Origin of the sequence: Bradyrhizobium jicamae, from assembly GCF_001440395.1 — a bacterium.
In the GTDB taxonomy this organism is placed as follows: domain Bacteria; phylum Pseudomonadota; class Alphaproteobacteria; order Rhizobiales; family Xanthobacteraceae; genus Bradyrhizobium; species Bradyrhizobium jicamae.
Genome location: NZ_LLXZ01000012.1, coordinates 67,606 through 80,476, shown reverse-complemented (window position 1 = coordinate 80,476; position 12,871 = coordinate 67,606). Strand labels below are relative to the sequence as shown.

Below are 12,871 nucleotides of genomic sequence, written 5' to 3'. Positions count from 1 at the left end.
CCTTGATGTAGGCGTTGCACCTTTGAGAGGCGAGAAAAACCACGATGCCACGTTCGCGCAACACGGTCTGTCTGCAAGACGGATTGAAGCTCGATCTCAATTCTCTCGCGAGAAAGGGGTTCGTCAAGCGGGGGTCCTATAGTGGCCTTCGCGGAATTGGTTGGACGCACAGCTATTGGGGAGAAGTTGCGTCCGCGCTGATCTCGGCCGATCTGAGTGACACCTCATCGGGCTGGCTGAAATTGGAGGGCGGACTGAATCAGTTTATTTTGCTTGCGGCTCAGGCGCGACGTTTCGGCGGTCACCAATGGTATTTTATCTGCCCAGGCACCGGCCGGTTAGCATCAGTGCTATGGCGGCCGCCTGGTGCAACACGCTTCTGCAGCCGGCAGGCCAGGAAATGCCGAGTAGCGTACGCAACCCAATTTCTCGACCGGGACAGCCGTGCGCACCACGCGAAATCCAGAATTAACGCGCGGCTCTGTTCGATCGGAAAGCTAGATCCCGAGGAATGGGACTTTCCGCCCAAACCCAAGTGGATGCGCTGGAAAACCTACAGGCGATACGAAACCCGATTTGATCATTATGACGATATTCTCGATCGCGGAATCGTGGCGCTCGCGCTCAAGCTCGGCTTGAAATGATTCGAAATATGTTGGCGAACCTGGGCTCCCACATTGATTTTCTTATACAATCCTGAATGGAATTTTGGTCCATGATCCTCCACATATCACGACATTCGTGTGCTCGTAGGTCGTCGCTGGCCGGTTAATCGCCTTCTCAGCCATCGATCACCCAGGAGATTCTCGTTTGGAAAGCACAATCATCGGAGAATTTGACAGCAGGCGTGGTGCAGAGCTCGCGGTCGCCATAGCTGGTGTAGAAACCGCTTATGCGTGCAGCGGCGTCCGTCACGAGGGGTCAACCGAATGGTTGCTCGCCAGGTAAATTGACCACGCTTGCTGCGTGGCGCGGAAATGCAGAGATTCGGGCAAACTCAACGCAAGCTCGCGACCGACGATCACTTCAACAAGGGATCGAGAAAGCGGATGTGCTCCCCTACGAAGATGGGACGTAGATGCACGTTGTCTGAGAATTTCGGCTCACCTGCGCCGAAGAACGGCAAGCAGCTGTCACCGCCGCTGCCGCAAATGTCGGGAAGAGGATCGAGTAGGGTCGTCCCTGTGTGCTCGCCAACAGCGCGCAGCTTGGCGTTGACGGTAGCATGGGCGGCTTGCAACTCGGCGATAGGTACCGCCTTCTCAACGTCCGGAGCGATTCGAAAGCCGGTCAGGCTGCGCGTTACCATCTTGCCCGGATTGAAGCGCTCGTGAAAAGGCACTCCCAGGACCAAATAGACTCGGGCTCCACGACTCTGCAACAAGCGTACATAGTCTTCAAGGTTGGCGTAGAACGCGTCCATGCCCTCCTTTGTGTTTGCGGGCAACTGCCTACCGTCGCGTTCGATCAACATGCCTTCGTCACTGTAGCCTCCCCATGCTGCGCCCAACGCCACCGATTGCACCTTCTCGCGTTGTACCAAGTCGGCCAAAATGCCGGGCAAACTGGCACAAGCCGCAAATTTGTCCCGCTGGATCACGCCCGGAACCGGAGGGCACCTAGGGCCTGTCACGAAATAAGTCTTGGCCGCCAATTGCCCTTCGTCGGCCAGTTGCTGCACTCGGGGTCCGTAGTGAAGCAGTTGACTGTCGCCGCTTAACGCCACCTTCCGCTCGCCGTGGCCCAGATGAGCCACCAAAGTCCAGCCGTGGTTTGACACCTGCATGTCCTTGGTAGGCTTGAAGTCCGCATCGAGTTTGGCGTCGCCAATCTTCCGGATGTCGACACCAGGGAGGGGGGGAAAACGGTCGGGGAAACCATTCTTGGCCCACAGTACCAGTCCGCAGGCACCGAGAACTGCCACGCATGCAGCAACGATCTGGGTGCGACCGTGGCGGTGTGCCCCAAAGCGGACCGGATACTCGATGAATCGATAGGTCACCCAAGCCAGCAGGAAACCAGCAGCCACAAGTGCCGTCGCCATCAGGGGCGTCGGCGCCTGGCCCAAACGAATGACATAGGCATAAGAAATTAGTGGCCAGTGCCAGAGATAGAGCGGATAGCTTATCAGCCCGACGAAGACGGCGGCGCGGTTGGAAAAGAAAATCCGGTTCACCGTCGCCTCGGGGCCAGCGAGGATTACAGCTACGGCTCCCGCCACCGGCAGCAGAGCAAGCCAGCCCGGAAAGCGCATCTCAGCCGTGAAGAGGCCTGCCGATGTCAGAAGGGCAACCAAGCCCGCAAAGGAGATCGAGGACCGGACATTAGGCGAAAGGACAAACTGGCCCCGCCAGGCCAGACCGGCCCCTGCCAAGAGCTCCCAGAAACGTGAGACGGGTAGGTAGAAGTCGGCGGAGATGTCGGTGGTGGATAGCGCGACGTTGATTGTGAAAGAGGCCAGGCACAGCACGGCCAGCAGTCGTCCCACCTTGGCCTTTAACCGGAAAGCCAACCATAGCAAGGCCGGCCAAAGGATGTAGAACTGCTCTTCGATACCCAACGACCAGAGATGCAAGAGCGGTTTATAGGTGCCGACACTGTCGAAGTAGCCACTTTCGCTCCATAGCACTATGTTGGAGAGGAAGCCTGCGCCGAAGAACACATGCTTGCCCAGCTGCCCCAACTCGGGCGGCGTCAGGGGGACAAAACCGAAAGCCGACACGGCGGCCAAGCAAACAGCAAGTGCCGGGAAAATGCGCCGGATACGTCGCTCAAAGAACGTCGTGAACGAAAAGCGGTGTTCGGTTATTTCAGTGAAAAGTATTTTCGAGATGAGGAACCCTGAAATGACGAAGAAGACGTCTACGCCCACAAAGCCGCCAGTGACGACTTTCGGAAAAGCGTGATATAGCACTACCGAAAGTACGGCAAAGGCCCGCAGCCCGTCGATGTCCGCGCGGTAGTAGTCGGTGACGTGCGGAGGGATGTAGGGCTTCATCATGTTCGCGGCATAGTGCAGATCGTCCTCAGGCGCGTTTCAAAGTGTTCATGGCTGCCGAGAGGTTTGGCGGTCGTGCCATGTCAAAACTGATGCCAGCCAATTGCCTTCGTGACCTTTTCTTAGGCGAATTCCAGCGCCAGACGTCTGCTAGGTCGATAGCAGCAACAACAAAAGTAACTGATGCTGATCCATTATGGGCGCATGCACCTATATCAGGATCTGATTGCGAGAAGATCGTGGCGCCGGCTACTTCAACACTAACGGTAGGTGATCCAATAGCGTCCGCGTTTTTCAGTCACTTGCTCGCCCTCAAAATCCAACGTACGTCCAGCGTCGTCTTCCAGAGATGAGTGTGTTTATGGATCGGGGTATACTGCCGTTGCTTCACCAAGCACAGCGCCGTCGCGATATACGGTGGCTTTCGATACGTCAAAAAGCTTGCTGTTTGGCGGTCTTAACCGCCAAATCCCTGCAACTCAAACGGCCTCAATCCGAAAAACAGACTCCCGCTCAATCGCTTAGAGCCTTGTTCACGGACGACTAGATACCCTCGTAGAAATGTAGAAGTGCTGCTTGATTACGGCTATCAGGTCCAGTGTCTCGACGCGCGGAGTACCTTGCCGTCCTTCAACTTTACTCATCAGACTTTCTAACGAGCCCGGTCACGCCTTATCCATGATCTGCTTGAGTAGTACCGCCAGCATGCCTATGCCGAACATAACAATCGCAGCCATCGTCGTGCCGACCGCAAGCATGATTCCCGTGACGATCGAAAAGTACAGCGAGATAAGCATCACGATGGCGGCAATCACGCCGCAGATCAAGCTGAGGAGCAGAAAGATTTTCAACGGATTATAGTAGACGATCGCTTCGACGACGTATTGCAGCGTTTTCAGGGAATCCCGAAACAGGCGCACCTTGCTCCTGCCGGTTCGCTCGAAATAGTCGATCTTGTAATAGGTGACGAAGCGTCGCGTCATCATGTAGGCGAGCGTCATCGACGTTGTGAAGCTGAACGTATCACACAGATGCGGGAAGTATTTCATTGCCGCGGTGCGGCTGAACACGCGCAGGCCTGAATTGATGTCCGGAATTCGACGGCCCGCAGTCCACTCCACCAGGAAACGCAGCACTGCGCGCAGCGGCATCTTGAGTATGGATTGTCGATAGTGCGGGCCATGGCGCTGGCCCACGGCCATATCGAAGCCCTCGTTGTAAAGCCGCACGAGTTCGGGAATGGCGGCGGCCGGATAGGTGCCGTCGGCATCGCAAATCGCGATCATGTCGTACGTCGCTTCCTCGATCCCCTTCTTAAGGGATCGGCCATAGCCGACGTTGTGAGGGTGGCGGATGATCCGGGCGCCCGCCTTGGTGGCGGCCTTCCCGGTTCCGTCCGTCGACCCGTCATCGACGACGATGATCTCGAACGGCATCAGCCCAGCTGCGGTCAACACGCCGGCGATATCGGTCACGGTGGCCCCGATGCCGCGCTCTTCGTTCAAGGCGGGAATGACGATCGAGATCATGTTCTGCGTGCCACACAGATCAGGGATTGGCCGAAGAAGCCGCGGGTTAGGGGATCAACCAGCCTGGAGATGGGCAAGACGTATTTATCAAAGATGCGAATCTGCGCATTGACGGCGGAATCGTCCAGCGACCGATGTTTTGCAAAGCTGTTGATCCACCACGCGAGCCCGCCGATCGGATTGAAATAGCGCAGTTCGAGAATCTCGATCGGCGCCCCGGCGCAGGCCTTGAGCATCAGCGGCTTGTTGTATCTCCGGTAATGGCCGGCGAGCCGATCGAGGTCGCCGTAAAGCTGCTGCAGTGCTGGCACCAGGATCAACAGGTGTCCGCCGGGGGCAAGCGCGTTGGCCATGTTGGAGACGGCGCGATTGTCGTCCTCGATATGTTCGATGACGTTGCAGCACACCACGGTGTCGACGCTGCCCGGCGGAAGGCTCGATCTGAATTCCTCCGAGGTGATATCCGCAAGCTCGAAGCTGCCCTCCGGATACCTCGCGCGCGAGCTCGCGACGTTGTCCGGATCGATGTCGACGCCGCGATAGCGGCCGAGCTTGCCCAGATACTCGTAATAGCTGCCGTGGCCGATTCCGATCTCGATCACCTCACGGCCGAAATAGGGACGCATGGTGCCGATGATCCAGTCCATGTAGTTGTGTGCATCGGCAATGGCGCTGGAAAAGGTCGGCGCCATCTGATCGCTTGCGGACATATGTTCACTCAAGGGGAAAGCCCTTACTGAATGGTAGCGCAGCCCGAAACCGGCACTCCGGTTCGTTTCCATTTGGCCAGGAAGCAAGGATACATGCCGGACCATGGAATGTTGCCGAACGCGACCTCGATCGGCTTGACGATCGGCCAGAGCATCGGCTTGACGCCGAGCGGCACGCGCATGACGAGGCTGTTGAGGATCAGGAAGTAAGCCAGTCCGCCGAAATAGCGGACTGCCTCGCCTTCGAAATAAGGCGCAGCCTGCTTCAGAATCGCATTGTGCGACAGCGCCTGCTCGGTCGGCGCATCAAAGTACTTGTCCGAGGCGTACCATTTGTCCCGCACCACATTCAGCGCGAAATCGGCGCTCGGTTCCATCATGAGCAGGTGGCCACCTGGCCTCACCATCGCGGCGATGTTGCGCAGCGTCTGCGCGAGATCCACGACACAATGGTGAAGCCCGCCGACAACGATCGCGCCGTCGAACTGCTCCTTGATTTCGGCGGGCCGGGTCAAGTCGAGCACCTGCGCTGCGTTTCCCGTCGTGCGCTTGTACGACTCGCAGGCCGGTTCGGAGATGTCAAAGCCGACCGTGCGAACGTCGCTGAACCGTTCCATGACAGCCAGTGAATTGTAACCACTGCCGCAGGCAAGATCAGCGATGCTGGCGTTGCTCAGATCAATGTGATTGAACAGCCAGTCATAGATGAAACGCGATCGATATTTCATCGACGACGCATCGTAATAGTGCGCCTCGTAAGCATCATGGATCTCGGTGTAATGCTGCTTTTGCCGGGAACTATCCATGGTCCAATTCGCAAAACACTTGAGTTTCAAAGCCTATTTTCGCAACTCTCGGAGAGTTGCTCCACGGGTAGATTTATTGCATAGCTTCGCACGGTCGCAATATCAACCGCCCTCAGCCGCCTTCCGTCCCATGCGCGAGGAGATTACCGTTTGGGGTACACTGAACGCTCGAATCGCGGTGGCGGCTTCCGCGATGTCGTCGAGGCAGCACAATGAGCGCTACACCGTCCCAATCCCGCCTCTCAGACCAAACGATATCTGATTTCGGAGATCAATGGCGCCGTTATACGGACAACGAGGGGTATTACGGAACCCTCGCGATCCTGCAGGGAACCTTCGAGCCGCTGCTTAGGCTGGAGGACCTGCAAGGGAAGCGCGTTGCGGAGATAGGCAGCGGTACGGGGCGCATTGTAAAAATGCTCCTACAGGCGGGAGCGAAAGAGGTTACGGCGATAGAGCCGTCGGCTGCCTTCGAGGTGCTGAAACGCAATCTCTCGGACGATTCGGACCGCGTGGTGCTTCTGAATAGAGCGGGACACGAAATTCCTAGGGATGGTGCCTACGACTTTGTCGTCTCGATCGGCGTCATTCACCACATCCCGAACCCCGATCCGGTCATAGCCGCTTCGCTGGGTGCACTTCGCCCGGGCGGCAAGATGGTGGTCTGGCTCTATGGGAAGGAAGGCAGCGGTGTCATCGTAACCGGCATTCGTATGCTGCGTACCGTGACCACCCGACTTCCACATTTTGTCGTAGCAGCAATCGCGCATGTTCTGTCGCTGGCACTTAACCTTTATATTTACGCCTGCCGCTTCATCCCCGGATTGCCACTGCGTGACTACGTGAAAAACGTGCTCGGCCGGTTTTCGCGTTCGAAGCGCTACCTGGTGATATACGATCAGTTGAGGCCGGCGTATGCAAAGTATTATTGCGAGGCCGAGGCGCGCGCCCTGCTGGAATCGAACGGCTTTGCCGACGTCCAAACTCACTTCCGTTACGGATACAGTTGGACGGTCGTCGGGACACGGGCAGTAAATGCGGAGCATGCGTTCGCCGCGCCGGCGGGACGTTAAGTCGCCGACGGTGCGCAAGTTGCGCGATACCACCAGTCATTGGCCAGCTCTGCGCAATTGCGGCATGAACCGCGGCGCGGGTTTGGCGCTCAGGAAAACCCCATGCGATCTCGAAATTTAATAGGTGGACTGGTCGCCTTTGGCGTCCTGGTGATTTGGCTTTATACGTTCCAGCAACGACTTCCTTACATGGGCCAGATTCCGGTATTTGACGCCGACGTCACTACCGCCGCGGCAAACATGTGGGCCCGGATATGGTGGGATGAGGGGGCGCGGAATTTGCTGTTCGCCACGCCGCGCGCACCGCTTTCCATTGAAACGCCGACGATGGAACTGCGCGGCATCTATGATTCCTGGCCGCCGGGTGCCTTTGTCATCGTCTATCTTGCCGCGATGTTTTTCAGCATCCAGCCAAGCATTCCGCTGGTGAACTGGATCAACGTCACCATGCACGGGCTGATCGCCCTGGCGGCCGCGCTCGCCGTCTTCAATCTCGCGTCGATGAACCGGCTCGGCAGGGTAACCAGCGGTTTGCTTGCGCTCGGGGTCGCGTTTCCGATCCTGCTCTCGCGCGGCCCGATCTATGCGTTTTCGCAGATCTACGACGTTGTCACCGCGGTCCTGATATTCACCGCGGTATTCCTGCTGCTTGAGGTGCTGTATTACGGCGCGAGATCGCAACGCGACAAATGGGTCATCACTGCGCTGCAACTGACCACAATCTATCTGGCATTTTTCGTCGACTGGCTATCCTACACGCTGTTCGTTTTCTGGCTGATAAGCCGTTTCGCCGCAGGATATGCCGGCGTCCTCGAGCCGATGAAGCTGCGTCGGTTTTTCAGCCTTTTGTCGCTGCCGGTTTCGGCCTTTTCGATTTTCCTTGCCTGGCGGTTTCTGGCGCCGGGCGCGCAGGGTGCCGGTGCCTCGATCAAGCACCTGATCCGCAAGATCCTGCAGCGGATGAACCTGACTGATGAAAGTCCAATCACTGGATTCGCCAAGGCCTTCTTCGAGGAGATGCATGAGGACTATTATTCGCCGCATGCGTTCTCGCTGATTGCGGTCTCCGCGCTGGTGACCGTGGGATTGCTCATCGCCGCGTTTCGGCGGGCCCGCGCCCCCTCCGAACGCCGGTCGATCTTTGCGACGATGTCGTTTTTGCTGCTGATCACCATTCCGTTCTATCTGCATATGATCGTGCTCTACCAGCATACGTTCATTCACCGATGGGCAATCACGAAGGCGTTGTTTGCCTATTCCATGATTCCATTTGCCTTGCTGCCGATTTCGGTTTTCGTGCTGGTACGGCAGTCGAATGGCCAATCCAAAGTTCCCTTGCCGCGGTCGGCCCTCGCGGCGGTCGGGCTGCTTTTGGCCGGATCGTCGCTGTTCGATGCAGTGAGCGTAACGTTCTACGACAGCTATGCGCCGCGAGGGCGCATCGACAGCAATGCTTATCGGATGTGGGACGATATCGGCCGTAACACGGCCTACAAGGATGTCGTGGTATCCCCGATTCTCGAAGCCAACCCGATCAGCGTGCAAGTCGGAACGGCTTACAAGCTGGTCCATCACGCCGGCAATTTTGCAGAAGTCGACAAGGTCGTCGCGCGTGTGTGCGGCGATTTTAACGTCGTGGTCGCGTTGCCGAAAGGGAGCGAGCCCGGCGAGTTTGCGTCGCGCGAGCCTGCGCATGTGATCGATACCGGCCGAATTCGATTGCTGCGATTTGCTTCATATCAGGGAAAGGCCGTCGATTGTCCGCGCTAGTCCATTGTAGGTATCCATGTCGCCAGCTATCGTAGGCGCGAATGCGCCATCGTTTGTCCCACCTCCCGCAGCTCTAATCCGATCCAGCTCATGTGCGGAATCGCCGGTATCTTGAATCTCGACGGCCGGGACGTCGATCCGGCTGTCCTGGCACGGATGACCGGTGTGCTGGCGCATCGTGGCCCTGATGCAGGCGAAACGTGGCATGACGGCGCAGTCGGCTTTGGGCATCGGCGCCTTGCCATTCGCGATCTAACCGCGGCCGGCCGGCAGCCGATGAGCGATCGCGGCGGCCGGATCACCGTGACCTATAACGGCGAGATCTACAACGAAGCAGAATTGCGTGCTGAACTCGAACGTGATTTTGGCGTGGTGTTTCGTTCGCATTGCGACACGGAAATCTTGCCGGCGGGGTTTCTTGCCTGGGGTGAGGATTTGTTTTCCCGCCTCGAAGGAATCTTCGCGATCGGACTGTGGGACGCGGCGACGAGGCGCTTGATCCTTGCGCGCGACTCGATCGGAACCAAGCCGTTGTTCTTCTCGCAGGTGGGGACGGTCGTTCGCTTCGCCAGCGAGATCAAGGGGCTGCTCGCCGATCCCGCGCACCCACGCGAGATGGATCTGGAAGGGCTCCACCGCTTCTTCGCGATGGGCTATGTCGGGCCGACCACGACGACAATGCGGCACATTCGCCAGGTTGAGCCGGGTTCGATCGTGGTCTATCAGAACGGCAGCGAGACATCGCAGCGATTCTGGAAACCACGCCGGACAAGGGACTTTCGGAGCCTCGACGAGGCCGTCGAGGCGTTCTTGCCGCTGTTCGACCGGGTCGTCGGCGACCAGTTGGTCAGCGATGTGCCGGTCGGAATCCTGCAGAGCGGCGGCATCGACAGCTCGATGGTAGCCTATTCGGTCGCAAAGCGCGGCAAGTTCCCGTTAGTCACCGCTGCGTTCGCCGAGCAGTCCCACGATGAAACAGAGATTGCCTCGATGGTGGCGCGGCAGACCGCGCTACCGCACCAGATCGTACCGGTGAGCGAGGATCCGTTTCCCGACGCGACGCTTGCCCGTGTCGTGCACCATTTCGACGGCCAGGTAGCGGACGAAGCCGCCGGACCGCTGCTCCTATTGACCGCCGAGCTTCGCCGTAATTCCACGGTGGCGCTTTCCGGGGACGGTGCCGACGAATTCTTCGGCGGCTACTCGACCTACCGGGCTTCGCGGCTGGCCGAACGCTTCGGCAACATGATCCCTGGGCCTGTGGCGAGAACCGCGGGCAGGTGGTCCTACGCCTCGTCGGGGGCGAACGAGACGCGGTTGCCGGTGACCGCGCTGCTGTCGCGCTTTCTCCTGGGCGTCGCCTCCGGCGGCCCCTATGCCCATGCCGAATGGCGGCGCTATGTCCCGGAATTTCTCATTCCGAGGCTGTATGGATCGGCGCTGCGCCACCTCGCGGAGCAAAGCCCGATGGCGGGCTATCGCGCTGCGATCGAGCAAGCCGACGGCCCGACACTTCTGGACCGATGCCTGATCGCGGACCAGACCTATCACCTGCCGACCGGTCTATTGATGAAGACGGACGCGATGAGCATGGCGAACGGAGTCGAGATCCGCGTACCGTTTCTCGACCGGCGGATCATGGAATTTTCCGGTCGCTGCGCCCTCGATCTGCTGGTGCCGCTGCGCGGGCCGAGCAAGCCGCTGTTGCGCAAGGCGCTGCGCGGCAAGGGCGCTGGGGCGAAGATCACCGATGCGCCGAAGCGGGGTTTCAATAATCCGCTGGCCGGACTGCTGCGCGGCTCGCTGCGTCCTCTTTGCGAAAATGCCTTCGAACACTCGCGCGGCATTTTCGAGCCTTATCTTGAGCCCAACGCGATCCGCGAACTGTGGCGGGATCACGCGGACCGAAAATCGAATCACGCCTACGCGCTCTGGCCGATGCTGACATTTGCGCTCTACCGCTCCGGCTTGGAAGGCGTTCAGTTGCGTGGAGCACGGGCAGCCTGAACCACCTTCGCCATTTCCTCAGCGCTCAACGTCCAGTCTGATCGCTTTCACGTTCTGCTTGCCTGTTCGACATGGGTGGCACAGGCAGACGTTTAGGGCCTGCGGACGCCAGGAGCAGGCGAGTGCGCGCAACGTGTAGCCGTAAATCGGTCATCGGCACGCTGCACCGAGCCTTCTAAGCAAGTAGCTAGCGAACAAAGAGAACATCCGAAGTCGGTCTGTGTGCGCATGTAGGACCAGACCAAGCGTTAAGGAACAACGGCCCAATAGCGCCGCCGGTTCTCATTGGGATCAGTATTGTCGCTTGTCGAAAAGAAGATCCCGCGGCCTGTCCAATGCGCGAAGTGACCGCGACCGCTTTTGCTAATCGCCTCGAAACTACTATGTCCTGGGCCGAGTAGCGCTTGATCTTCCCAGATCTGAATTGGGGAGGAGGTATCCTCGGCATTGTTGGGATCATCAGATGGAATGTTGGCGAGTGTCCTGCGGTCTTCCAGAAGAAGCGCGCCCCGATAGGCGAAACCGCTTTCGCGTAAAAATGGCGGGGTCAGCGAGAGCACCACTTTGCCTGACGGTCTTGACACGTGATAGGAGCGTTCAAAATAGGTGGCGAGCGCGAAATACACGACTACGCCGGCAATTGCTAATCCCCAGATCAAGCCTCGCCTCGATGTCATGAGCGGCTCCTTCGAGTCAGCACGTTGCATGTCCTCCAAAGAATCCAATTTCACTTTCCATTGCGTTGAGTCAATCGGGTGCAACTGAGGCGACTGCTCAGGGTCGCTGATTGTTGATCCTCGCTGCAATCCGGCTTGTCACGCTACCGGCGTTCTGGACGGCACCGGCCGATAAGCCTGCGGCAACCGTTGTACGGATCGGGGGCAACGGATGCGGCTGATCCGGCTCTTGCTCGCCAGGTTGAAGATCGCGCGTTGGTGTCTGGTGGGCGGGCGCAAGCATGCCGACATCGGGGAGCGGCTGTTGCGCCGCTGATTATCAGGACCGCCGGTTCACGCTGGGGGGCTTTTTGAGCGACAGATGAGATCAAGACTACTTTTCGCTTCGTCCTTGCCGCGCGCTGACCGCCGGCACCCTGATTGAGATGTTTCGTGAGGGCTTTAATGGCCTTCTCATCACGCTTCTTGGCAACAAACACGTCAATCAAACGCCCCTTTGGCATCTATTCCTCCTTGTTCAGCCATATCCCGCCAGCATCCGAAACAAAGCAAAGACCAGCAAGACCGCCACTGCAATTAGGGTGCGCCGGCCAATCCGGTTCATGGCGCGCGCCACCGGGGTAGACTAGCTGATAGATCGGATACCACCACCGCTGCCGATCGAACTGCCGGTTTCGGTTGACGATGCCGTCGTGGGCTGCCTGGAATTAGGCAGAAGAAAAGCGTCACCGCGAAGAGCACGCCAAAACCGTCTATGGCTTGGCGAATGTCGGGCCTGATTTTGGAACGCAAGAGCATTCATGGGAACTAACGCCGCCTCATTGGTCCGCCTCTTTCATTCCAGAACCTCATACTCAAAAGCCACGCCTTCAGGGTCGTTCTCCTCGAACCATTTTTCTGCGGCGTCCACATTGGCGAACACCTTGATGTGCTCCGCTTCTCCGACCTGCTTGCTTGTGTTGACGTAGACAAAAACGGTCATTGGTCTCTCTTCAGCTTGCGCTTGCCCCAATGATGGGCCTTGCAGTCGGTATTGAAGACCCGCTCGACGTGACGGTTCAATGCTCGCATGACGCCAATCCGCGCCAGCATCGTCGGGCCGCCGCGCTCTGCAACGAGGATTAGCGCCTCCATCGCAGCCTGCCATTCGGGCGCGGAGTGCTCGGCCTTCGGTAGCTCCATGACGTAGCTGGCGGCATCCTTCAACGTGAGGAGCCGGCGGCCATTCGGAAGCGGTATTGGATCCTCAAACGAGGCGGACCAGGGCAATAAAATCCACTCGGGCAATGATCTTGGGTGTT

General features: G+C 58.4%; 11 protein-coding genes. 4 read left to right on the top strand and 7 right to left on the bottom strand.

What is annotated here, in order from left to right; all coding sequences use genetic code 11:
- Positions 1-44: 44 nt before the first annotated feature.
- On the top strand, positions 45-644 hold the full coding sequence (locus CQ12_RS43325) for a hypothetical protein (protein ID WP_157087968.1): 600 nt from the start codon (positions 45-47) through the stop codon (positions 642-644).
- A 377-nt stretch (positions 645-1,021) separates the two neighbouring features.
- Here the strand turns inward: CQ12_RS43325 and CQ12_RS02830 are convergent, their stop codons facing one another.
- The 4 genes from CQ12_RS02830 to CQ12_RS02815 all read right to left on the bottom strand — a co-directional run bounded on the left by CQ12_RS02830 (position 1,022) and on the right by CQ12_RS02815 (position 6,043).
- The gene (locus CQ12_RS02830) at positions 1,022-2,998 is read right to left on the bottom strand and encodes an acyltransferase family protein (protein ID WP_063799666.1); all 1,977 of its coding nucleotides are present in this window, start codon (positions 2,996-2,998) and stop codon (positions 1,022-1,024) included.
- A 665-nt stretch (positions 2,999-3,663) separates the two neighbouring features.
- Positions 3,664-4,527: a glycosyltransferase gene (locus tag CQ12_RS02825; protein WP_057833844.1), complete on the bottom strand. Its 864-nt coding sequence runs from the start codon at positions 4,525-4,527 to the stop codon at positions 3,664-3,666.
- On the bottom strand, positions 4,524-5,237 hold the full coding sequence (locus CQ12_RS02820) for a class I SAM-dependent methyltransferase (RefSeq protein ID WP_057833843.1): 714 nt from the start codon (positions 5,235-5,237) through the stop codon (positions 4,524-4,526). The genes CQ12_RS02825 and CQ12_RS02820 overlap by 4 nt, the downstream gene beginning before the upstream one ends.
- A 23-nt stretch (positions 5,238-5,260) precedes the next feature.
- The gene (locus tag CQ12_RS02815) at positions 5,261-6,043 is read right to left on the bottom strand and encodes a class I SAM-dependent methyltransferase (RefSeq protein ID WP_057833842.1); all 783 of its coding nucleotides are present in this window, start codon (positions 6,041-6,043) and stop codon (positions 5,261-5,263) included.
- 212 nt (positions 6,044-6,255) lie between these two features.
- Here CQ12_RS02815 and CQ12_RS02810 point away from each other — a divergent pair, with 212 nt between their 5' ends.
- The 3 genes from CQ12_RS02810 to asnB all read left to right on the top strand — a co-directional run bounded on the left by CQ12_RS02810 (position 6,256) and on the right by asnB (position 10,893).
- Positions 6,256-7,116, top strand: coding sequence for a class I SAM-dependent methyltransferase (locus tag CQ12_RS02810; protein WP_057833841.1), 861 nt, complete (start codon positions 6,256-6,258; stop codon positions 7,114-7,116).
- Positions 7,117-7,218: 102 nt separating this feature from the next.
- Positions 7,219-8,886, top strand: a complete 1,668-nt coding sequence (locus tag CQ12_RS02805) for a hypothetical protein (RefSeq protein ID WP_157087967.1) — start codon at positions 7,219-7,221, stop codon at positions 8,884-8,886.
- A gap of 90 nt (positions 8,887-8,976) precedes the next feature.
- Positions 8,977-10,893 carry an asparagine synthase (glutamine-hydrolyzing) gene (gene asnB, locus CQ12_RS02800; RefSeq protein ID WP_057833839.1) on the top strand — a complete coding sequence of 639 codons (1,917 nt, stop codon included), beginning with the start codon at positions 8,977-8,979 and terminating at the stop codon, positions 10,891-10,893.
- Between the two features lie 248 nt (positions 10,894-11,141).
- Here asnB and CQ12_RS02795 read toward each other — a convergent pair whose 3' ends face one another.
- The 3 genes from CQ12_RS02795 to CQ12_RS02785 form a co-directional block, all read right to left on the bottom strand.
- Positions 11,142-11,570: a hypothetical protein gene (locus CQ12_RS02795; RefSeq protein WP_157087966.1), complete on the bottom strand. Its 429-nt coding sequence runs from the start codon at positions 11,568-11,570 to the stop codon at positions 11,142-11,144.
- Between the two features lie 835 nt (positions 11,571-12,405).
- Entirely contained in the window at positions 12,406-12,552 is a 147-nt protein-coding gene (locus CQ12_RS44830) for a hypothetical protein (RefSeq protein WP_198164052.1), read from the bottom strand.
- A complete protein-coding gene (locus tag CQ12_RS02785; protein ID WP_347337404.1) occupies positions 12,549-12,776 on the bottom strand; it encodes a hypothetical protein in 228 nt (75 codons plus the stop codon). The genes CQ12_RS44830 and CQ12_RS02785 overlap by 4 nt, the downstream gene beginning before the upstream one ends.
- Positions 12,777-12,871 lie beyond the last annotated feature (95 nt).